Genomic DNA, 20151 nt, shown 5'->3' with positions numbered 1-20151 from the left:
GGGGCGAGGCAGGACGGGGTCCGGTGAGACGGATATGCCAGGGGCCCCGAGAGCGCGGGTTTTCCCTTGGGGCGCGATGTTAACGCCGCAAACCTGACAGTTAGTTGTCAGCTTGGGGACGCATCGAGTGTTGATTCCCAGGGGGCCAGGGCGATGGGTTGGATACGTTTCGTATCAATATTCCGAGCTCCCCGAACCCTCGCCGCCCATGCCAGAATGGGCCCGCTCCGGCGCCTTCTGACGGCCAGGGGCGCACCGATAAGAACCGGCCCCGACCGGGGCGATAAATAGGAGACAAGGCAATGCCGAAACGTGAATTGTCCGTGCTGGCGTCCGGGTACACGTACCTGGAAGGGCTGCGGTGGCACGAAGACCGCCTGTGGGCGTCGGATTTCTATACCGAGCAGGTGATCGCCGTGGATCTGGCCGGCAAGGTCGAACAGATCTGCCGCGTGCCGCAGCAGCCTTCGGGCCTGGGCTGGCTGCCCGATGGCCGCTTGCTGATCTCATCCATGAAAGACCGCAAGGTGCTGCGCCGCGAGAAGGATGGCACGCTCGCCGTGCATGCCGACTTGTCAGCGCTGACGGGCGGCCCTATCAATGACATGGTGGTGGATGCCGAAGGCCGGGCCTATGTGGGCAATTTCGGCTTTGACCTGATGGCGGGCGAGCCGGTCGCGACGACCACGCTGGTGAAGGTGGACACGGACGGCGTGGCGCAAGTGGTGGCCGACGGGCTGTGCTTTCCCAACGGCTCGTTCATTACCCCCGACGGCAAGACGATGATCGTCAACGAAACCTTCGGCAACCGCATTTCCGAGTTCGACATCCTGGCCAACGGTGCGCTGGGCCCCCGGCGCGACTGGGCGAACTTCGGCGCCTTGCCCGACAGCGACGACTTGTCAGTGCTGATCGCGGCGTCGGCCATCGGCCCCGATGGCGGCGCGCTGGACGCGGAAGGCGCGGTGTGGGTGGCAGACGCCATCGGCAAACGAATCGTGCGGGTAGCGCGCGGCGGCCAGATTCTTGAGCAGATCGACACCGGCGAATTCGGCATCTTCGCCGCAGCGCTGGGTGGGCCGGATGGCTGCACATTGTTCATGGCCGCAGCACCGGACTTCATCGAAGCCAACCGCCGCGCCAAACCCGAAGGGCGCATTCTGATGACCCGGGTAGATGTGCCGCACGCCGGCCGGCCTTGATCGCGGGCGAGGGTCCAAACGGGGCCGTCGCCCCTTTGTCCATCCCTCGTCCGGGGGATGCGACCTAGCCGCCGAGCAGCGCGCCATCCTCTGAATGGACCGGATACGGCCGGTTGCAAGACCTTTCAGCGATTCCCCCGTAAAATCACCCCATTCAGCAGGACTTCAACCATCTTTCCATAGACAGTACTTAGGAGGACCACTCATGGCCCTAGTCTCCATGCGCCAGTTGCTCGACCACGCCGCCGAGAACGGCTACGGCATTCCGGCTTTCAACGTCAACAACCTGGAACAAGTCCAGGCCATCATGGAAGCCGCTGCGGAGACCGACAGCCCGGTGATCATGCAGGCGTCGGCCGGCGCGCGTAAGTACGCGGGCGAAGGCTTCCTGAAGCACCTGATCCAGGCCGCAGTGGAATCCTACCCGCACATCCCCGTCGTGATGCACCAGGATCACGGCCAGTCGCCCAAGGTCTGCCAAGGCGCCATCGACCTGGGATTCTCCAGCGTGATGATGGACGGTTCGCTGAAAGAAGACGGCAAGACCATCGCCGACTACGACTACAACGTCGAAGTCACCAAGAAAGTCGTGGACATCGCCCACAAGCTGGGCGTGACGGTTGAAGGCGAACTCGGCTGCCTGGGTTCCCTGGAAACCATGGAAGGCGACAAGGAAGACGGCCACGGCGCCGACGGCAAGCTGACGATGGACCAGCTGCTGACCGACCCGGAACAAGCCGCCGACTTCGTGCGCCGCACGCAGCTGGACGCCCTGGCGATCGCCATCGGCACCAGCCACGGCGCCTACAAGTTCACGCGCAAGCCCACGGGCGACATCCTGTCGATCTCCCGCATCAAGGAAATCCACGCCCGCCTGCCGAACACCCACCTGGTGATGCACGGCAGCTCCAGCGTGCCGCAGGAACTGCTGGCCGAGATCCGTGAATTCGGCGGCAACATGAAGGAAACCTACGGCGTGCCGGTCGAGGAAATCCAGGAAGCCATCAAGTACGGCGTGCGCAAGATCAATATCGACACCGATATCCGTCTGGCCATGACCGGCGCGATCCGCCGCTTCTTTGCCGAGAACCCGGAAAAGTTCGACCCGCGTGAATACCTGAAGCCCGCCCGCGCCGCCGCCCGCGCGATCTGTGTGGCTCGCTACACGGAATTCGGCACCGCCGGCAACGCCAGCAAGATCAAGGCGCTGCCGCTGACCGACATCGCCGCGCAATACGCGTCGGGCAAGCTGTCGCAAGTGGTGCAATAAGCTCTGCCGTGCGCCGTCCTCGGGGCGGCGCACGCAAGCAAAAGGGGCGGCCTCGCATGGGGCCGCCCCTTTTTTTATGCGGGCGCGATGCAGTCTGAATAGAGCTATGCAATGCAGTCTGAATAGAACTATTCGGTGCAGTCTGAATAGAATTATGCAGTGCAGTCTGAATAGCACTATCCCGCCGGCGAGTTCTTGGGAAAGTGCGGCACGTTGCGGTCCACGTGGTGCCAGGACGGCGCCGAGCTCGTCCACAGGCTGGCCTTGGCGTGGAAGGCTTCCGGGTCGTCCAGCGACCCCGCGCGCACCACTTCGTACCCCATGCCTTCCGAGCCGCCGAACAGCGGCGTGCCACAGGCGGCGCAGAAGCTGCGCATGACGGTGTGGCCGGAATCGCCCTTGTAGCGGTGCTCCTTGGCCTGGCCGCGCAGCATCGTGACCGAGCCGGCGGGGAAGATCAACGCATGGGCCGGGGCGCCGCCGCTGGAATACTGGCAGTCCCGGCAATGACAGGTGGCCGCGGTGATGGGCTCATCCGTGACGGCGTAACGGACGGCGCCGCACTGGCATCCCCCCGTCAGATGAACCTGCGCGTCGGCGTGGGACGGGCGTTTTTGGGATGCATCCTGCATACGACGTTGTCTCCTCCAGGGGTATTGAGGGGCGCCGTAACGCGGGTCGCGGTCGGCGCGCATGTTGGAACGCAGCCAGACTAACCTGCTGCCCGCCGCCCGGCAAGACGGGCTTATTTGCAGTAATCTATGCGCTTTGCACGACCCGCTTTCCAGCGCCCGGTCGGCTCTGAAGTTTCCAATTTCGTTCTACTTCCCGCCCTGGCGCTGCCCGAGGCGGGAATCTTCATTTTTGCCATAGGCCATTCCCGTGACTTCTGCTTTGCATCAATCCAGCATCAAGTCCTTGCCGCTGCTGGGCCGCGGTAAGGTGCGCGATATGTACGCGGTGGGCGACGACAAGTTGCTGATCGTCGCGTCGGATCGTATCTCCGCCTTCGACGTGATTCTTGACGATCCCATTCCCGGCAAGGGACAGGTGCTGACCGAGCTGACCGAATTCTGGTTGCAGAAGCTGGCCCACATCCTGCCGAACCACTCCACGGGCGTGAAGCCCGAAGACGTGGTGGCTCCCGACGAAGTTGACCAGGTGCGCGGCCGCGCCGTCGTCGTCAAGCGCCTGAAGCCGATCCTGGTGGAAGCGGTTGCCCGCGGCTACCTGATCGGCTCCGGCTGGAAAGACTACCAATCCACCGGCGCCATCTGCGGCATCAAGCTGCCCGCCGGCCTGCAACAGGCCAGCCAGTTGCCCGAACCCATCTTCACGCCCGCCGCCAAGGCCGAATTCGGCATGCACGACGAGAACGTGGACTTCGCGCACGTGGTCAAGGAAGTCGGCCAGGAAATGGCCGAGCGCATCCGCGACGTGACGCTCAAGCTGTATGCCGAAGCCGCCAAGTTCGCCGCCACCAAGGGCATCATCATTGCCGACACCAAGTTCGAATTCGGCCTGGACGACAACGGCACGCTGCACTTGATGGACGAAGTGCTGACGCCCGATTCCTCGCGCTTCTGGCCGGCTGACGGCTATCGCGTGGGCATCAGCCCCCCGTCGTTCGACAAGCAGTTCGTGCGCGACTGGCTCGAAACCCAAACCTGGGACAAGACGCCGCCCGCACCGCGCCTGCCGCAGGACGTGCTGGAAAAGACCGCCGCCAAGTACCGCGAAGCGCTGGACCGCTTGGTCGCCTGACCTGGCAAGCTCTGCGCTGTCAAAAACCCGCTCCTGTGTTGAGCGGGTTTTTTTTCGTCGCTTGCCGGCGGTTCTTGCAGCCCGATCCGGCCCCGGCAATAGGGGGTTTTCGATAGGAAATATGTCGGATTGTTACGCTATACTCGTCGGTTGCCTTCGCAGGACGTCCGACGACAGGAGCCTTCCGCATGATCATGATGTTGCCTTTTCTGACCGGATTGGTCGCGGTGTGGTTTGGCGTGGCGGGTAAACGCCGCCCGTGCGTGACCTTCTGGGTGCTGACGTTGGTGATCTTCGCCGCCTGGTGCCAGCACCACATGACCAGCCCGCTGGCGCTGTCGCTGTAAGGGCCAAGCCATGATCTTCTCCCGCAATCCAGCGCGCGGCTCGCGCGTCTTGAACGGCCTGGCGCTGCTGGGCGTGACCGGCATTCTTGGCATGGCGTTTGCCTGGCAGATCGTCTATGACGAGTTGCCTTGCCCGCTTTGCCTGCTGCAACGCGTCGCCCTCATTCTGGCCGGCGTCGGCTTCCTCTTGAACATGCGCCTGGGGCCATCGCCCATGCACTACGCGATGAGCATCGCCGCATCGCTGGGCGGCATGGTCGCCTCTGGCCGGCAAGTCCTGCTGCACATGGCGCCGGGCGACCCGGGCTATGGCTCGCCCTTTCTGGGCATGCACTTCTATACCTGGGCGTTCATCGCATTCGCCGCCATCATCGTTTTCAGCATCCTGATGCAGACCGCCGACCGCAAATGGGGCGACAGCATGCTGAAAAAACCGGTGCCCATGCTGGGCGTGGTGGTCATGGCCCTGTTTTTCATCATGACCCTGGCCAACGTTGGCAGCACCACGCTGGAGTGCGGTTTCGGGCCTTGCCCGGACGATCCCACCACCTATCTGTGGCTGCCGTCTTCGGCCACGCCGTAGCCTGTCGCGCGCGCCGGGTAAAATACCGGGTTTCGCGGACACGTTCCGCGGTCCTTTGACATTCCGCGGGCGGGTTTCCGCGGTCTTACCTCTTTGACACCGGTTATGACAGCCAAGACTTCCGCAGCGGCAGAGGCCACCCCCGTGGTGGGCGTGATTATGGGATCTTCCAGCGATTGGGAGGTCATGAAGCACGCGGTCACCATGCTTGAGGACTTCGGCGTGGCCTTCGAGGCGCGCGTGATTTCCGCGCACCGCATGCCGCAGGACATGGCCGAGTACGGCGCTGCGGCCCACGACCGCGGCCTGCGCGGCATCATCGCCGGCGCCGGTGGCGCGGCCCACTTGCCGGGCATGATGGCGGCGCTGACCGAAGTGCCGGTGTTCGGCGTGCCGGTGCCTTCCAAATACCTGCGTGGCGAAGACTCGCTCTTGTCCATCGTGCAGATGCCCAAGGGCGTGCCGGTGGCCACCTTCGCCATCGGCGAAGCGGGCGCGGCCAACGCCGCGCTGCACCTGATCGCTACGCTGGCGGGCACCGATGCCGGTTTGCACAAGAAGCTGGTGGCCTTCCGCGCGCGCCAGACGCAAGCCGCGCGCGACATGAAGGTTCCGCCCGAGGCCTGATCCGTATGACTCAATCGACTTCCTTCATGATTGCTCCCGGCGGCTGGCTGGGTTTGCTGGGCGGCGGCCAACTGGGCCGCATGTTCTGCCACGCGGCGCAAAGCCTGGGCTACAAGGTTGCGGTGCTGGACCCGGCCGACGAATGCCCCGCCGGCATGGTGGCCGACCTGCACATTCAGGCCGCCTACGATGACGAAGCCGGCCTGGCCCGGCTGGCGCAGACCTGTCAAGCCGTCACCACCGAATTCGAGAACGTGCCTGCCGACAGCTTGCGCACGCTGGCCACGCGCTGCCGCGTGAGCCCGGCCGCTGACGCCGTGGCCATCGTGCAGGATCGCATCGCCGAAAAAACCTTCATTGCTTCGCAAGGCATTCCCGTTGCGCCGCACGCCGCCATCCGCAGCGAAGCCGATGTGCGCGCCGCATCCGACGCGCTGTTTCCCGGCATTCTGAAAGTGGCCCGTCTGGGTTACGACGGCAAGGGCCAGGCCCGCATCAACACGCGTGACGAAGCGCTGGCGGCGTTTGCTGAGTTCGGCGGCGTGGCGTGCGTGCTGGAAGCGCTGATGCCGCTGGATTATGAAATCTCGGTCGTGATTGCACGCGGTTTTGATGGTGCGACGGTGGTGTTTCCCGTTGCGCGCAACGTGCACCGCGATGGCATCCTGGCGGTGTCCACCGCGGCGCCCGTGGAATCGGACGCGGCCCATGCAGAACGGCAGGCCCGCGCCACCGATGCGGCAAAAGCCATCGCGCAAGGCCTGGGTTACCACGGCGTGATGTGCGTGGAATTCTTCGTGCTGAAGGACGGCAGCCTGATCGTCAACGAGATCGCGCCGCGTCCGCACAACAGCGGCCACTACACGATGAACGCCTGCGTCACCAGCCAGTTCGAGCAACAGGCGCGCGCCATGGCCGGCTTGCCGCTGGGCAGCGCCGCGTTGATGGCGCCGGCCGTCATGCTGAACATCCTGGGCGACATCTGGTATGCGTCCGAGTCCGCCACCACGCAGCGCGAACCCGATTGGGCCGCCGCGCTGGCGGTGCCCACGGCCAAGCTGCATCTGTACGGCAAGCGCGAGGCGCGCCGTGGCCGCAAGATGGGCCACATCACCATCGTGGCGCCCACGCTGGAACAAGCCCGTAGCGATGCCGCCCGCGTGGCGGCCGCGCTGGGCATGCAAGCCCCCGAGTAACCCGCGACGATCCTGATGTCTTCCTTGCCCCCGCCCGAGTCCGCCAACGCCGCGGAGATTGCCCGCGCCGCCCAACGCTTGCTGGACGGCGAGCTGGCCGCCTTTCCCACCGAGACCGTCTACGGTCTGGGTGCGGATGCGGAAAGCCCGCAGGCGGTGGCGAAGATCTACGCGGCCAAGGGCCGCCCGTCGAACCATCCCGTCATCGTGCACATCGCGCCTGATGGCGATGTGTCGTATTGGGCGTCGCAAGTGCCGCCCGAGGCGCGTCTGCTGATCGACGCGTTCTGGCCCGGTCCGTTGACGCTGATTCTGAAGCGCGCGCCGCATATCGTTGACACGGTAAGCGGCGGGCAAGACAGCATCGGCATCCGCTGCCCATCGCATCCGGTGGCGCAGGCGCTGCTGGCGGCGTTTGCTGCCGGCAAGCCGAACGGGCAGGGCGGCGTGGCTGCGCCATCCGCCAACAAGTTTGGCCAGGTGTCACCCACGCGGGCCGAGCACGTGAAGAGCGAATTCCCTGACGAAGTGGCTGCCGGCATGCCCGTGCTGGAAGGCGGCGCATCGGAAGTGGGTATCGAATCCACCATTCTGGATCTGTCGCGCCTGGATCGCGGCGCCGGCCCCGTGCTGCTGCGCCCGGGTCACATCAGCGCGGCGCAAATCGAAGCGGTGTTGGGCGTGCAGGTGTTTGCCCCGGACGCCGCCGCACCGCGCGCATCCGGCACGCTGAAAGCGCACTACGCGCCGCGCACACCGCTGGAGCTGGCCTCCGATGCGCGCCTGCAAGACGTGACCCAGGGCCGCAACCTGCCGGCAGGCAAGGTGGTGGTGGTGGCGTATGGGGACAAGCCTGCATCGTTGGACCCGCGCTTGCAATGGCATGCCGTGCTTGCGGACCCGGCGCGTTATGCGCAAGCCTTGTACGGCCTGCTGCGCGATCTGGACAAACAGGGTTATGCGCGCATCATCGTGCAAGCGCCGCCGGCAACAGACGAATGGCACGCGGTCAACGACCGCATCGGCCGCGCGGCCGCTGCGTTTACGTTGGATACGACGGATTTGTGATTGCAGGCTGGATGTCGCGCGGACCTGTCGTCGCGCGGCCCTATCGTCGCGTGGCCCTGTCGTTACGCACGGCAAGCCCTGCATCGCGCGTCACCCGCTGCATTCACGCCACCAAGAACTCTCCGATTCTCTCCACCGCTTGCCGCAACGGCGGCAAGAATTCATCCGTCAATCTCGTCAACGGCACCCTGGCCGCTTTGACGCTGACGTTCACCGCGCCGCAGGCTTTGCCGCTGGCTGAGCGCACGGGCACCGAAATCGCCCGCACATTCAATTCCAATTCCTGGTCGACGACCGCGTAGTCCTGCTCGCGGATACGTTCCAGTTCCACGCGCAGTTTCGCTTCGGTGATCAGCGTGAATTCCGTATAGGGCTGCAAATCGGTCGCGGCGAAGTAGCGCGCCAGCGCCGGCTCGGGCAATTGCGCCAGCAGCACACGGCCAATTGACGTGCAGTATGCGGGCAGGCGGCTGCCCAGCCCCATCGATGTGGCCAGCAGGCGGTTCACTTCGGAGCGCGCCAGGTACAGCATTTCATTGCCTTCCATGATGGCCAGCGCGCAGGTCTCGTTGACGGTGGCGCTTAACTCTTCCAGCACGGGCTGGGCCAGCGACACGAACGGCGTGGATGAGAAGTACGCGTACCCCAAACTCAAAATGCGTGGCGTCAGCACGAACAGCCGGCCGTGTTGCTCGGCAATGCCCAACAGCACCAGCGTATGCAGGCAGCGCTGCACCACCGCACGCGGCAGCCCGGCGCGCCGGCTCAGTTCGGCGGCGGTTTGCGGATGGCGGCGCGTGCCGAATGCGCGGATCACGTGCAGGCCGCGCGCCAAGGTCAGCATGTAATCGGGATCGCCACGGAACTGATCAGGATGATCCTCCGCGGCCAGCGGCGCGGCGTAGCCGGGCGGAGGCAGGTTGGGCAGCATCAGCGTGCGTGCAGCGGTGCGCCCGTGCGCGATTGCAGTTCGGATAGCGTCATGCCGTCGATCATATCCCGAACCACCAGGCCTTCTGGCGTGACGTCGATGACGGCAAGGTCCGTGTAGATGCGGTCCACCACGCCCGCGCCGGTCAGCGGATAGGTGCAGCGTTCAACGATCTTCGGATCGCCGTTCTTGCTGTTGTGCTCCATCATGATGAACACGCTGCGCGCGCCCACCGCCAGGTCCATCGCGCCGCCCACGGCCGGCGCTTCGCCGGGTTTGGCCAGCGACCAGTTGGCCAAATCGCCATTGGCCGCGACCTGCATGCCGCCCATTACGCAGATGTCCAGATGGCCGCCGCGCATCATCGCGAACGAATCCGCGTGATGAAAGTACGAGCCGCCGGTCAGCAAGGTCACGGGCTGCTTGCCGGCGTTGATGAGATCCAGATTGATGGCGTCGTCAGCAGGCGGCGGGCCCATGCCCAGGATGCCGTTTTCGCTGTGCAGCACGATCTCGCGGTCATCGGGCAGATGGGCCGCCACCAGCACCGGCATGCCGATGCCCAGGTTGACGTAGCTGCCATCGGGAATGTCCAGGGCCAGGCGGCGCGCCATGGCCTCGCGGGTCAGGGGTTGATACGCCCGAGGGCTGGAAGTCTGCGGGCGGGACGTCGGGGAAAGAGTCATGCGGATTCCTTCAGCTGGAGAAGGCGGCGTGGGCCACCTCGGTGATGCGCTTGACGAAAATGCCCGGCGTGACGATGGCTTCGGGCGGCAGCTCGCCCAGCTCGGCTTTGGCGCGCACCTGCACGATGGCGGTCTTGGCCGCCATGCACATGATGGGGCCGAAGTTGCGCGCGCTCTTGTGATAAGTCAGGTTGCCCCAGCGGTCGCCCTGGTCGGCTTTGACCAGCGCAAAATCACCATGCAGCGGCGTTTCAAACACGTGGCCGCGGCCGTTGATGATGCGGGTTTCTTTGCCTTGCGCCAGCTCGGTGCCGTAGGCGGTGGGCGTGAAGAAGCCACCCAGCCCGGCGCCCGCCGCGCGCAGCCGTTCGGCAATGGTGCCTTGCGGCACGCATTCCAGTTCGATGCCGCCGCGGCGGTAAAGGTCGTCGAACACCCAGGAGTGCGACGCCTTGGGAAACGAGCAGATCACCTTGCGCACGCGTCCGGCCTTGATCAGCGCGGCCAGCCCCGTTTCGTGATTGCCGGCGTTGTTGCTCACTACCGTGAGTTCGCGCGCGCCCTGGTCGATCAAGGCGTGGATGAGTTCGGTGGGCATGCCCGCACCGCCAAAGCCGCTGATCAGCACCGTGGCGCCGTCGTGGATATCTGCGACCGCGTCGTCGGGCGTGTCGATGAATTTATTGATCATGATGACTCCGAGGCGGCGCGACGCTGCTGCGGCATTCCGGCCGCGCCAGCGCCCGCCGCGCGTTCAATTCACGGTAATGCCCGCCTGCTTGATGATCTCGGCGTAGCGTGCCGAGTCGGTCTTCATCAGTTCTGCGAATTGCGCCGTCGTGCCGCCGACAGGCAGGAAGCCGGCATCCACGAACTTCTGCTTCACGTCGGGTTCCTTCACGATTTCACTGATCTCGCGCGCCATGCGTTCGATGATCGGCTTGGGCGTGCCGGCCGGCGCCATCAGACCGGCCCACGAGCCCGTCACGAAGCCGGGCATGCCGGCTTCTTCCATGGTGGGAATGCCGGGTTCGGTCGGCCAGCGCTCCTTGCCGGTGAACGCCAGCGCCTTCAGCCGGTTCTGCTTCACGTATTGCATCGGCACCAGGATCGGGTCGAACACCATGGAGACGCGTCCGCCCAGCAGGTCTGTCAGGATCGGCGCGCTGCCCTTGTAGGCCACGTGCGTCATCGTGAGCTTGTTCTGCAAGGCGAAGTCGGCGCCGGTCAGGTGCGCGCTGGAGCCATTGCCGCTGGAGGCGTAGGTCAGCTTGTCGGGGTGCTTGCGGCCATAGGCCACCAGATCGGCCACCGTTTTCACGGGCAGGTCTTCGGACACGAACAGGAACAGCGGCAGGTCGGCCATCTGCACCACCGGCGTCAGGTCGGCGGGCGCATAGTTGAGCTTGTACAGGTGGAAGTTGATGATGTAGGCCGGCAGGATGGACAGGAACGTGTAGCCATCGGGGTCCGACTTGGCGGCCATTGCCGACCCCACGCTGCTGTTCGCGCCGGGTTTGTTTTCAACGATGATCGTCTGCTTTAAGCGCGGCCCCAGCTTTTCCATCACGATGCGGGTCACGATGTCGGTAGACCCGCCCGGCGTATACGGCACGATGATCTTGATGGGTTTGGACGGCCAGTCATCGGCCGCATTAGCGGGGCCGGTGGGGCCGGCAACCATGCCGGCTACCGCCAGCGCGGACCACAACAAGGTTTTCAGGGCCAGACGGCGCGGGGCGGCGGCGTGGCGGCGAGGCTGCGGCGTGACTACACGTGCCATGGATTTGTCTCCTCCATGAATCGACCGAATATCGATGCGCGCCCGGGTTTTTTTTTGTGGCGCGCTCGGCGTTTTTTAAGATGTTGCGGCGGTGCCGCGCGGGGATGACGCCCATGCCGTATATCGGACATCGACGCGAAAAAAGTATGGCATGCAAGGCGGCGCACCAAGAGGTGAATCAGTCTGATTAAGTTCGATCACCGGACAAATGCCGTGCGCGTGCCAACTTGTCACGCCTCGGGTTTTCACTAGGCCGCATCGCGTTGTTCACGCCGTGGACATCGCTTAATCTGGCGAGCGGCCCAGCAAAACAGGGCCCCGGTTTTCAGCCGGCGCCGGCTTACAAGCCGCCCGGCCATCCCTTTCAGGAGAAGCAGCGATGAAGCGGTCTATCTTGTTTGCAGCCGGTGCCTTGGCCCTGGCTTGCGCGTCCCAGGCCGCCGTGGCCGGCCCCACGCTGGATGCGGTGAAGAAAAAAGGGTTCGTGCAGTGCGGCCTGACCGACGGCGTCTCCGGTTTCTCGGCCACCAACAGCAAGGGCGAATGGGAAGGCATGGACGTGGACATCTGCCGCGCCGTTGCCGCCGCCGTCTTCGGTGACGCAAGCAAATTCAAAGGCACCGCGCTGTCGACTCAGCAACGCTTCACCGCGCTGCAATCGGGCGAAGTGGACGTGCTGCTGCGCACCGTGACGCTGACGCAGACGCGCGATACCTCGTTGGGCCTGTCCGCCGTGGCGGCCAGCTTTTATGACGGCCAGGGCATTCTGGTGAACAAGAAGCTGGGCGTCAAAAGCGCCAAGGAACTGAACGGCGCCACGGTTTGCGTGCAGCCGGGCACCACCACCGAACTGAATCTGGCCGATTGGTTCCGTTCCAATAACATCGAATTCAAACCCGTCGTGATCGACAAGGTGACTGAAGTGGTCCGCGCCTTTGAGTCGGGCCGCTGCGACGCCTTCACGGACGACGCCTCGCAACTGGCCGCCGTGCGCGCGACGCAAGTCGCCAACCCGAACGACTTCGAAATTCTGCCCGAACGCTTCTCGAAGGAACCGCTGGGCCCCATGGTGCGCCAGGGCGACGAGAACTGGCTGGGCATCGTGCGCTGGACGCTGTTTGCGCTGCTGGAAGCCGAGGAATACGGCATCACGCAAAAGAACGTGGATGAGATGCTCAAGAGCAACAACCCCAACGTCTTGCGCATCCTGGGCGTGACGCCGGGCGCGGGCAAGAACATGGGCCTGGATGAAAAGTGGGCCTATAACGCCATCAAGGCCGTGGGCAACTACAGCGAAGTGTTCGAACGCAACGTCGGCAAAGACAGCAAGCTGGGCCTGCAACGCGGCACGAACGCGCTGTGGAATAAGGGCGGCGCGATGTATCCGTGGCCCATCCGCTGACCGGGCTGCCTTGACCGCCACCACGGCCCGCCCCACGCGGGCCGTTTTTATTGCATGATTCCGGCAGACGGAACACAGGCGGAATGGTTCCATGTCCGCAAGCTGAAATGGCTCTATCGCGATGCGGATACGCTACCTATCATGCATATCAGGCGGGCGCGCATGCGCCCGCATCGCCATTGAAAACGACTAGGGAAAATCATGAACGGCGCTGACAGTCTTTGCGATACCTTGCTGGCCAACGATGTGGACGTGTGCTTTGCCAACCCCGGCACGTCTGAAATGCACTTTGTCGCGGCCTTGGATCGCAAGCCCAAGATGCGTTGCGTGCTGGGTCTGTTCGAAGGTGTGGTGACGGGCGCGGCCGACGGTTACGCGCGCATGGCCGACAAGCCCGCCGCGACCTTGCTGCATCTGGGCCCCGGCCTGGGCAATGGCCTGGCCAATCTGCACAACGCCAAGCGCGCCCGCACGCCCATGGTCAACATTGTGGGCGACCACGCGACGTACCACGTGCAATACGACGCCCCGCTGACGAGCGACGTCGAAGGCGTGGCGCGCCCGATGTCGCACTGGGTCAAGCGCACGATGACGGCCGCCGCCGTTTCCGCCGATGCCGCCGAAGCCATCGGGGTCGCGCGCCAGTCGCCCGGCAACATCGCCACGCTGATCCTGCCTGCCGATACCGCCTGGACCGATCTGCCTGACACTGCCCCCGCGCCCGTGCAGGTGAAAGACGCGCCGCTGGCGCAGACCTCTGCCGAGGCCGTGCGCGCGGCCGCCGCCGCCATCCGCTCGGGTGAAGTCACCGTGCTGATGCTGGGCGGCGCGGCGCTGCGCGAGCGCGCGCTGAACGCCGCGGGCCGCATCGCGCGCGCCACCGGCGTGCGCCTGATGTCGGAAACGTCCAACCGCCGCATCGAACGCGGCGGCGCGCGCACGCCGGTTGACCGCCTGCCGTACCCCATCGACATGGCCGTGGCCAAGCTGAAAGACGTCAAGCATCTGGTGCTGGCGGGCGCGAAGGCCCCGGTCGGCTTCTTCGCGTACCCCGGCAAGCCCAGCCTGCTGGCCCCGCCGGACAGCAACCAGGTGGTGCTGGCCTCTGCTGAACAGGACTTGGCCCACGCGCTGGAATGGCTGGCGGATGAGCTTGGCATCGCCGCCGACGCGCCGCGCCTGGCCACGCCGGCCGCGGCCTATGAAGTGCCGTCGTCCGGCAAGCTGACGGGTGCCGCCGTGAACATTCTGGTCGCCCACACCTTGCCCGAACAGGCCATCGTGTGCGATGAGTCCATCACGCAAGGCCGTGAATTCCCGATCTACAGCGCCAGCAGCGCCCCGCACGATTGGCTGATGCTGACGGGCGGCGCCATCGGTATTGGCCTGCCCATGGCCACCGGCGCCGCTGTGGCGTGCCCCGACCGCAAGGTCATCACGTTGCAGGCGGACGGCAGCGGCATGTACACGCTGCAAGCCTTGTGGACGCAGGCGCGTGAAAACCTGAATTGCCTGACGGTGATTCTGGCCAACCGTTCCTATGCCACGCTGCACGGCGAAATGAAAAACGTGGGCGTGAAGGAACCGGGCCGCAACGCGCGCCGCATGCTCGACCTGGAAGAACCGTATCTGGACTGGACGCATCTGGCGCGCGGCATGGGCGTGGAGGCGGTCAGCGTGGATACGGTTGAAGGCTTTGCACGCGCACTGGCCGACGGCCTGAAGCGCCGTGGCCCGTTCCTGATCGAAGCGGTGATCTAAGGCGGGCGTGTTTCCCTACACGCCCAGATAGCGCGTCAGCTGTTCGGGTTGCCGGGCCAGCGACGCGCTATCGCCATCTTGCACGATCACGCCTTTTTCCATTACCAGGCAGCGGTCGGTGTGTTCCAGCACCGCGCGGTAATTGCGGTCCACGATCAGCGTGGACATCCCCGTTGTGCGAATCTGCCGAATGATCTTCCAGATCTCGGCCACGATCAGCGGGGCCAGCCCTTCGGTGGCTTCGTCAAGAATCAGCAGGTCGGGGTTGGTCATCAGCGCGCGGCCGATGGCCAGCATCTGTTGCTCGCCGCCCGACAGCTGTTGCCCGCCATGCCCCAGCCGTTCACGCAGGCGCGGAAACGTGTCCAGCACGCGCGCATACGTCCAGTCCTGCCCGCCGCGCACGCCGGGGCGCGCGGCCACTTGCAGGTTTTCGCGCACATTCAGGTTGGGGAAAATGCCGCGCCCCTCTGGCACGTAGGCCAAGCCCATGCGCGCTATCGTGTGCGGCTGCGCGCGCGTGCAATCGCGGCCGCTGACCCGCACCTGCCCCTGCGCGCTTTTCACTTGCCCCATCAGGCTGCGGATCAACGTCGTCTTGCCCATGCCATTGCGTCCGACGAGACCCACCGATTCACCCGGCGCGATGTGCATGTCCACGCCACGCAGCACATGGCTGGCGCCGTAGTACACATGCAGTCCGCCTGCTTCGATCAGTGCGTGCATGCTGCGGCTCCTTCGTGGGACGCGCCGGTGTCTTCGCCCAGGTAGGCGGTGCGCACGTCGGCATTGGCGCGGATGTCGGCGGGCGTGCCGCTGGCGATGGCGGTGCCGTTGACCATCACGGTGATGGTTTCGGCGATGCGAAAGACCGCATCCATATCGTGTTCCACCAACAGGATTGCGTGGCCCGCTTTCAAGGTTTGCAGCAGGTCCAGAATGCGGTCGGTTTCTTCGGGGCCCATGCCGGCCAAGGGTTCGTCCAGCAGCAGCACCTGCGGTTCGCCCGCCAGGCACATGGCGATTTCCAATTGGCGCTTGCGGCCATGCGGCAGCAGCCCGGCCAGCCGCGTGGCGTCGTCGGCCAGCCCCGTGCGTTCCAACGCATGGTGCGCCAATTCCGCGCTGCGCCGGCAATCGGATGCCGCGCGCCACCAATGCCAGAAGCGCTGCCGTCCAGCTTGTGCGGCCAGCCGGCAGTTTTCGAACACAGAAAGTTCGGGAAAGAGGGTAGAGCGTTGATAGCTGCGCCCCAGCCCTGCACGCGCGCGTTCGGGCTGGCGCCAGGCGGTGATGTCGCGCCCGCCCAGCATCACGTGCCCGCTGCTGGGCGCCAGTTCACCCGACAGGATGTTGATCAGCGTGGATTTTCCCGCACCGTTGGTGCCGATCACGGCATGCACCTGGCCGCGCGCCAAGCCCAGCGATACGCCGTTGACGGCGGTCAGGCCGCCAAAGCGCCGCGTGACATCGGCGGCGGCAAGCAAGACGTCAGACATGGGGCTCTCCTTGAATGGGCAGGCGGGTGGCGGCGGGGGCAGCGGGCAGGGGGGCGGCTGCCGCTGGCGTCGCGCGCGCGCCGGGGCTTTGCAACGTCCGACGCTGATGCCGCTGGCGCCATTGCGCCGGCAGGCCCGCAATGCCGTTGGGCAACAACGCCACCAGCGCAATGATGGCCAGCCCCAAGGGCAGATGCCAATGCCGCGCATAGTCGCCAAACAGCGCCTGCGACTGGAACAACTCCTGCATCAGCACCAGCGTCACCGTACCGATCACCGCGCCGCCCAGGCTGGCCATGCCGCCCAGAATCACCATCAGCAACACCAGGCCCGATTGCTCCCAAGCCAATAATTCCGGCGTGACAAAGCCGTCTTTCAGCGCGAACAGAAAGCCCGCCAAGCTGGCCAGCGTGGCGCCCACCACGTAGGCCGTCAGCTTGTAGGGATACGTCGAATACCCCGCTGCCCGCATGCGCTGTTCGTTGATGCGAATGCCCGCCAGCGCCGCGCCAAAGGGCGAACGCCGCAGCAGCGCCAGAAAGCCCCAGGTCAGCGCCAGGCAAGCCAGCACAAAGAAATAGAACGTGGTGGCGTTGCTTAAATCGAAGGGCATCCAGCCGCCCAAGGCGAGCTCGGGCCGGAAGTACAGATAGATGCCGTCGCTGCCGCCGCCGACTTTGGTGTCGTGGAAGACGTAGTACGCCATTTGCGCAAAGGCCAGCGTGACCATGATGAAGTACACGCCGCGCGTGCGCAGCGCCAGCGCGCCCGTCACCACGGCATAGGCGGCCGCCGCCAACAGCGCCGCGGGCAGCAGCCACCACAGGCTGGCCGCCTCGGATTCGGGCGACAACAATGCCGCCATATACGCCCCAATGCCGAAGAAGGCGGCGTGCCCCAGGCTGACGAGCCCCGCGCCGCCCACAAGCAATTGCAAGCTGAGCGCGAAGATGGCGTAGATCATGACCTTGATCGCCAGCCCGGTGTAGTAATCGCTGCCGCTCCAGGCAAACGCGGCCAGCGCCAGCAGCGTTGCAACGGGTAGAAGTTTCTGCATGGCTAGCCCTGTTTGAACAGCCCTTCGGGCTTGCAAAGAAGAATGAAGGCCATCAGCAGGTACACCAGCACGCCTGCCGCGGACGGGAACAGCACCTGTCCGAAGGTTTCCACAACGCCCACGAGCATCGCGGCCAGGAACGCGCCGCGAATCGAGCCGATGCCGCCGATCACCACCACCACGAAACAGATGATCAGCACGCCGTTGCCCATGCCCGGGTAGACGGACGACACGGGTGCGGCGATGGTGCCCGCCAGCGCGGCCAGCGCCACGCCGGCCGCGAACACCAGCCGGTACAGCTTGTTGACGTCGATACCGAGCGACCCGGTCATCTCGCGATTGCTGGCGCCCGCGCGCAGCATCATGCCCAGCCGCGTGCGCGTGATGACCCAATACAGCAGCAAGGCCACCGCGATGCCCACGGCCGAGATGAACAACCGATACACCGGATACGTCATCACCCCGCCCAGCGAAATGCTGCCTTGCAGCCACGCCGGCAGCGGCACGCCGTGCACGTCGTTGCCGACGAGGATGCTGCGCAGCTCTTCAAACACCAGGATCAGCCCGTACGTCATCAGCACTTGCTGCAAGTGGTTGCGGTGATACAGATAGCTGAAGAAGGCGGCTTCAAGAAAGTAGCCGAGCACCGCCGCCAGCGCGACGCACACGGCCAGCGTGGCGATGAAGCCGCCGCCCAGCCAGCGGTCAACTACCGGCCCGAGCGCAAACGCCATGTAGGCGCCGATCATGTAGAAGCTGCCATGGGCCAGGTTGATGATGCCCATGATGCCGAAGATCAGCGTGAGGCCGCTGGCCACCAGGAACAGCAGCAAGCCGTACTGGAATGCGTTCAGGCTTTGAATAAGCAGGATGCTGATGTCCATGGGGCCTCCCGTGGCGGACGTCGTGTCAGAGCTTGCAGCCGCGGGCCGGATCAGCCAGCTTCTTCACGGCAACTTCCACCACCTTGTTTTCCAGGCCGTCGACGCGGCGCAGGTAAATGTCCTGCACCGGGTTGCCCGCCGCCGACAGCGTGAAGGGGCCGCGCGGGCTGTCTACCGTGGCGCCGCGCATGGCGCTGCGGAAGTCGGCCTTCTTGGCGAAGTCGCCCTTCACGGCGGTCAGGCCCGACTGCATCAGCTGGGCCGCGTCATAGCCTTGCACGGCGTACACGTCAGGCTGCACGTTGTAGTTCTTGGCGTAGTCGGCGCGGAAGGCGTTGTCGCGCGGGGTGTTCAGGCCGTCGGCGTAATGCAGCGTGGTCAACAAGCCTTGCGCGGACGCGCCCTGGGCCTGCAAGGTGCCGTCGGTCAGGAAGCCTGAGCCGTAGAGCGGAATGGTCTTGTCCAGGCCCGCCGCGTGATAGTCCTGCACGAACTTCACTGCGCCGCCGCCGGCAAAGAAGGTGAACACCATGTCGGGTTTGGTGGCGGCGATCTCGGTCAGCAGCGACTGGAATTCCACGTTCGGAAACGGCAGGCTCAGTTCCTTCACGACTTTGCCGCCTGCCTTTTCGAAGCCTTCCTTGAAGCCGCCAATGGCCTCGTCGCCCGCCGCGTATTTCCAGGTGATGGTGACGGCGGTCTTGTGGCCCTTGGCGTAGGCGACGGGGCCCATGGCGTACGCGGGCTGCCAGTTGGTGAACGACGTGCGGAAGATGCCGGGGCCGCACAACGGGCCGGTGATGGCGTTGGCGCCCGCGTTGGTGACGATGAGCGTGGTGTCGCTGTCTTTCGCGGCCTTGGCCAGCGCCATCGCCACGCCCGAATGCACCGTGCCGATCAGCACGTCGACCTGATCGCGCTTGATCAGGCGGTTGGCGTTTTCGGCGGCCTTGGCGGGGTTGGATTCGTCATCCACCTTGAAGTATTCGATCTCGCGCCCGCCCAGCTTGCCGCCTTGTTCGGCCACGTACAGCTTGAAGCCGTTTTCAATGGCGGTGCCAAGCGCGGCGAAGGTGCCGCTATAGGGCAGCATGAAGCCGACTTTGATTTTGTCTGCGGCCTGCGCGCCGCTGGCGGCGAGCGTCAGGGCTGCGGCAATCGCAGCCCGGGTCAGGGCGTGGTTCATGGTTTGTCTCCGTGCTTGTTATGGGCTGGTCTGGGCGGATAGGCCCTGGCTCAGCCGGGTTTGTCCAACGCGCCGATGAAATCGGCAACGGCCTGGATAACAATGGCGGGCTGGTCCCGGTGCGGCGAATGGCGGCAGCCGGGAATTTCCAGCAGTGCGGTTTGCGGCGCATGGCGGCGTATGCCGCGTATCTGCGCAAGCGTTCCGTACTCGTCGTCCACGCCCTGAATCGCCAGCACGGGGCAGACGATGCGGGGCAGATAATCTTCGATGTTCCAGTGGCGGAAGTCAGGGTTCAGCCAGATGTCGTTCCAGCCCCAGAAGGCGGAATCCACGTCGGCGTGATAGCGGGCCAGGCGGCTGCGCAGGTCAGTGTTCAGATAGGCCTGCCGCGCAAGCTCGATGTTCGCTACCGTCTGCGCTTCAACAAAGATGTGCGGGGCCGCCACGACGATGCCGGCGACGGCATCCGGGTGCATGGCCGCGTACAGCAGCGCAATCGATCCGCCGTCGCTATGGCCGAACAGCACGGGCTTGTCTTGCCGCGCGTCGATGCCCAGTGCGGTGAACAGCGCGGGCAGCCCGTCGCGCGCGTCGCCGTGCATGAAGTCCACCGTCCATTTTTCCTGCGGCGGGCGTGGTGTGGACTGCCCGTAGCCATAGCGCGACACGACCAGCCCCCGGCAGCCGGCGGCCTCGCACACGTGCGCCGGAAAGTCCTTCCACATGGCAACCGAGCCCAGCCCTTCGTGCAGGAAGACGAGCAACGGCGCCTGCGCGCGATCGGGCGCAATCCACAGGCATTCCAGTCGGCGCGCCTGGCCGCCGATGACGACATCGGCCATGTCGGTGCGCGTCATCACATCGGACGTGTCTGTGCGCGTCATCACATCAGAGGTGTCTGC

The 20151-nt window shown here is 65.1% G+C and carries 21 protein-coding genes; 10 read left to right on the top strand and 11 right to left on the bottom strand.

The genetic code is table 11. From position 1 onward, the window contains the following. Positions 1 to 302: 302 nt before the first annotated feature. Together AC1DB0_RS17160 and fba are read left to right on the top strand one after the other, a co-directional pair. On the top strand, positions 303 to 1202 hold the full coding sequence (locus tag AC1DB0_RS17160; RefSeq protein WP_054422506.1) for an SMP-30/gluconolactonase/LRE family protein: 900 nt from the start codon (positions 303 to 305) through the stop codon (positions 1200 to 1202). Between the two features lie 205 nt (positions 1203 to 1407). Further along, a complete protein-coding gene (gene fba / locus AC1DB0_RS17155; RefSeq protein ID WP_054422505.1) occupies positions 1408 to 2472 on the top strand; it encodes a class II fructose-bisphosphate aldolase in 1065 nt (354 codons plus the stop codon). A gap of 176 nt (positions 2473 to 2648) precedes the next feature. Here the strand turns inward: fba and AC1DB0_RS17150 are convergent, their stop codons facing one another. Then, complete coding sequence (locus tag AC1DB0_RS17150; RefSeq protein ID WP_054422504.1) at positions 2649 to 3104, bottom strand: GFA family protein; 456 nt, start codon at positions 3102 to 3104, stop codon at positions 2649 to 2651. A 250-nt stretch (positions 3105 to 3354) separates the two neighbouring features. On the opposite strand from AC1DB0_RS17150, the gene AC1DB0_RS17145 reads away from it, so the two are divergent. From AC1DB0_RS17145 to AC1DB0_RS17120, 6 genes are all read left to right on the top strand, one after another. Further along, on the top strand, positions 3355 to 4236 hold the full coding sequence (locus AC1DB0_RS17145) for a phosphoribosylaminoimidazolesuccinocarboxamide synthase (RefSeq protein WP_054422503.1): 882 nt from the start codon (positions 3355 to 3357) through the stop codon (positions 4234 to 4236). Between the two features lie 188 nt (positions 4237 to 4424). Beyond that, a complete protein-coding gene (locus tag AC1DB0_RS17140) occupies positions 4425 to 4583 on the top strand; it encodes a DUF5993 family protein (protein ID WP_175171445.1) in 159 nt (52 codons plus the stop codon). A 10-nt stretch (positions 4584 to 4593) separates the two neighbouring features. Beyond that, entirely contained in the window at positions 4594 to 5166 is a 573-nt protein-coding gene (locus AC1DB0_RS17135) for a disulfide bond formation protein B (protein WP_054422502.1), read from the top strand. 105 nt (positions 5167 to 5271) lie between these two features. After that, on the top strand, positions 5272 to 5793 hold the full coding sequence (purE, locus tag AC1DB0_RS17130; RefSeq protein ID WP_476758013.1) for a 5-(carboxyamino)imidazole ribonucleotide mutase: 522 nt from the start codon (positions 5272 to 5274) through the stop codon (positions 5791 to 5793). A 5-nt stretch (positions 5794 to 5798) separates the two neighbouring features. Then, complete coding sequence (locus tag AC1DB0_RS17125) at positions 5799 to 6989, top strand: 5-(carboxyamino)imidazole ribonucleotide synthase (RefSeq protein WP_054422500.1); 1191 nt, start codon at positions 5799 to 5801, stop codon at positions 6987 to 6989. Positions 6990 to 7004: 15 nt separating this feature from the next. Then, entirely contained in the window at positions 7005 to 8057 is a 1053-nt protein-coding gene (locus AC1DB0_RS17120) for an L-threonylcarbamoyladenylate synthase (RefSeq protein WP_342067022.1), read from the top strand. Positions 8058 to 8160: 103 nt separating this feature from the next. Here AC1DB0_RS17120 and AC1DB0_RS17115 read toward each other — a convergent pair whose 3' ends face one another. The 4 genes from AC1DB0_RS17115 to AC1DB0_RS17100 all read right to left on the bottom strand — a co-directional run bounded on the left by AC1DB0_RS17115 (position 8161) and on the right by AC1DB0_RS17100 (position 11457). Beyond that, positions 8161 to 8988, bottom strand: coding sequence for an IclR family transcriptional regulator domain-containing protein (locus tag AC1DB0_RS17115; protein WP_476758014.1), 828 nt, complete (start codon positions 8986 to 8988; stop codon positions 8161 to 8163). After that, positions 8988 to 9674: a 3-oxoacid CoA-transferase subunit B gene (locus tag AC1DB0_RS17110; protein WP_054422497.1), complete on the bottom strand. Its 687-nt coding sequence runs from the start codon at positions 9672 to 9674 to the stop codon at positions 8988 to 8990. Before AC1DB0_RS17110 ends, AC1DB0_RS17115 begins: the two co-directional genes overlap by 1 nt. Positions 9675 to 9684: 10 nt before the next feature. Next, the gene (locus AC1DB0_RS17105; RefSeq protein ID WP_054422496.1) at positions 9685 to 10365 is read right to left on the bottom strand and encodes a 3-oxoacid CoA-transferase subunit A; all 681 of its coding nucleotides are present in this window, start codon (positions 10363 to 10365) and stop codon (positions 9685 to 9687) included. Between the two features lie 63 nt (positions 10366 to 10428). Further along, the gene (locus AC1DB0_RS17100) at positions 10429 to 11457 is read right to left on the bottom strand and encodes a Bug family tripartite tricarboxylate transporter substrate binding protein (RefSeq protein WP_342067021.1); all 1029 of its coding nucleotides are present in this window, start codon (positions 11455 to 11457) and stop codon (positions 10429 to 10431) included. Positions 11458 to 11836: 379 nt separating this feature from the next. Between AC1DB0_RS17100 and AC1DB0_RS17095 the strand changes: the two genes are divergently transcribed. Continuing rightward, on the top strand, positions 11837 to 12859 hold the full coding sequence (locus AC1DB0_RS17095) for an amino acid ABC transporter substrate-binding protein (protein WP_054422494.1): 1023 nt from the start codon (positions 11837 to 11839) through the stop codon (positions 12857 to 12859). A gap of 201 nt (positions 12860 to 13060) precedes the next feature. Then, on the top strand, positions 13061 to 14620 hold the full coding sequence (locus tag AC1DB0_RS17090; RefSeq protein WP_054422493.1) for an acetolactate synthase large subunit: 1560 nt from the start codon (positions 13061 to 13063) through the stop codon (positions 14618 to 14620). 15 nt (positions 14621 to 14635) lie between these two features. Here the strand turns inward: AC1DB0_RS17090 and AC1DB0_RS17085 are convergent, their stop codons facing one another. From AC1DB0_RS17085 to AC1DB0_RS17060, 6 genes are read right to left on the bottom strand one after another with little or no spacing between them, the layout of a single operon-like run. Next, positions 14636 to 15346, bottom strand: a complete 711-nt coding sequence (locus tag AC1DB0_RS17085; protein WP_054422492.1) for an ABC transporter ATP-binding protein — start codon at positions 15344 to 15346, stop codon at positions 14636 to 14638. After that, complete coding sequence (locus AC1DB0_RS17080; RefSeq protein WP_175171449.1) at positions 15334 to 16119, bottom strand: ABC transporter ATP-binding protein; 786 nt, start codon at positions 16117 to 16119, stop codon at positions 15334 to 15336. Before AC1DB0_RS17080 ends, AC1DB0_RS17085 begins: the two co-directional genes overlap by 13 nt. Then, positions 16112 to 17176 carry a branched-chain amino acid ABC transporter permease gene (locus AC1DB0_RS17075; RefSeq protein WP_476758015.1) on the bottom strand — a complete coding sequence of 355 codons (1065 nt, stop codon included), beginning with the start codon at positions 17174 to 17176 and terminating at the stop codon, positions 16112 to 16114. The genes AC1DB0_RS17080 and AC1DB0_RS17075 overlap by 8 nt, the downstream gene beginning before the upstream one ends. Before the next feature lie 2 nt (positions 17177 to 17178). Continuing rightward, on the bottom strand, positions 17179 to 18060 hold the full coding sequence (locus AC1DB0_RS17070; protein WP_346550972.1) for a branched-chain amino acid ABC transporter permease: 882 nt from the start codon (positions 18058 to 18060) through the stop codon (positions 17179 to 17181). Positions 18061 to 18085: 25 nt separating this feature from the next. Next, positions 18086 to 19246 carry an ABC transporter substrate-binding protein gene (locus AC1DB0_RS17065; RefSeq protein WP_391566120.1) on the bottom strand — a complete coding sequence of 387 codons (1161 nt, stop codon included), beginning with the start codon at positions 19244 to 19246 and terminating at the stop codon, positions 18086 to 18088. A 50-nt stretch (positions 19247 to 19296) separates the two neighbouring features. Then, a complete protein-coding gene (locus AC1DB0_RS17060) occupies positions 19297 to 20133 on the bottom strand; it encodes an alpha/beta fold hydrolase (RefSeq protein ID WP_476758055.1) in 837 nt (278 codons plus the stop codon). Positions 20134 to 20151: the final 18 nt, after the last annotated feature.

This window comes from Achromobacter sp. 10T422 (assembly GCF_056394065.1).
This window is presented reverse-complemented; position numbering and strand designations above follow the sequence as displayed.

Coding starts and splice junctions, on each gene's coding strand:
- AC1DB0_RS17160 (WP_054422506.1), top strand. CDS start 303: ATGCCGAAACGTGAATTGTCCGTGCTGGCGTCCGGGTACACGTACCTG.
- fba (WP_054422505.1), top strand. CDS start 1,408: ATGGCCCTAGTCTCCATGCGCCAGTTGCTCGACCACGCCGCCGAGAAC.
- AC1DB0_RS17150 (WP_054422504.1), bottom strand. CDS start 3,104: ATGCAGGATGCATCCCAAAAACGCCCGTCCCACGCCGACGCGCAGGTT.
- AC1DB0_RS17140 (WP_175171445.1), top strand. CDS start 4,425: ATGATCATGATGTTGCCTTTTCTGACCGGATTGGTCGCGGTGTGGTTT.
- AC1DB0_RS17135 (WP_054422502.1), top strand. CDS start 4,594: ATGATCTTCTCCCGCAATCCAGCGCGCGGCTCGCGCGTCTTGAACGGC.
- purE (WP_476758013.1), top strand. CDS start 5,272: ATGACAGCCAAGACTTCCGCAGCGGCAGAGGCCACCCCCGTGGTGGGC.
- AC1DB0_RS17125 (WP_054422500.1), top strand. CDS start 5,799: ATGACTCAATCGACTTCCTTCATGATTGCTCCCGGCGGCTGGCTGGGT.
- AC1DB0_RS17120 (WP_342067022.1), top strand. CDS start 7,005: ATGTCTTCCTTGCCCCCGCCCGAGTCCGCCAACGCCGCGGAGATTGCC.
- AC1DB0_RS17115 (WP_476758014.1), bottom strand. CDS start 8,988: ATGCTGCCCAACCTGCCTCCGCCCGGCTACGCCGCGCCGCTGGCCGCG.
- AC1DB0_RS17110 (WP_054422497.1), bottom strand. CDS start 9,674: ATGACTCTTTCCCCGACGTCCCGCCCGCAGACTTCCAGCCCTCGGGCG.
- AC1DB0_RS17105 (WP_054422496.1), bottom strand. CDS start 10,365: ATGATCAATAAATTCATCGACACGCCCGACGACGCGGTCGCAGATATC.
- AC1DB0_RS17100 (WP_342067021.1), bottom strand. CDS start 11,457: ATGGCACGTGTAGTCACGCCGCAGCCTCGCCGCCACGCCGCCGCCCCG.
- AC1DB0_RS17095 (WP_054422494.1), top strand. CDS start 11,837: ATGAAGCGGTCTATCTTGTTTGCAGCCGGTGCCTTGGCCCTGGCTTGC.
- AC1DB0_RS17090 (WP_054422493.1), top strand. CDS start 13,061: ATGAACGGCGCTGACAGTCTTTGCGATACCTTGCTGGCCAACGATGTG.
- AC1DB0_RS17085 (WP_054422492.1), bottom strand. CDS start 15,346: ATGCACGCACTGATCGAAGCAGGCGGACTGCATGTGTACTACGGCGCC.
- AC1DB0_RS17080 (WP_175171449.1), bottom strand. CDS start 16,119: ATGTCTGACGTCTTGCTTGCCGCCGCCGATGTCACGCGGCGCTTTGGC.
- AC1DB0_RS17075 (WP_476758015.1), bottom strand. CDS start 17,176: ATGCAGAAACTTCTACCCGTTGCAACGCTGCTGGCGCTGGCCGCGTTT.
- AC1DB0_RS17070 (WP_346550972.1), bottom strand. CDS start 18,060: ATGGACATCAGCATCCTGCTTATTCAAAGCCTGAACGCATTCCAGTAC.
- AC1DB0_RS17065 (WP_391566120.1), bottom strand. CDS start 19,246: ATGAACCACGCCCTGACCCGGGCTGCGATTGCCGCAGCCCTGACGCTC.
- AC1DB0_RS17060 (WP_476758055.1), bottom strand. CDS start 20,133: ATGACGCGCACAGACACGTCCGATGTGATGACGCGCACCGACATGGCC.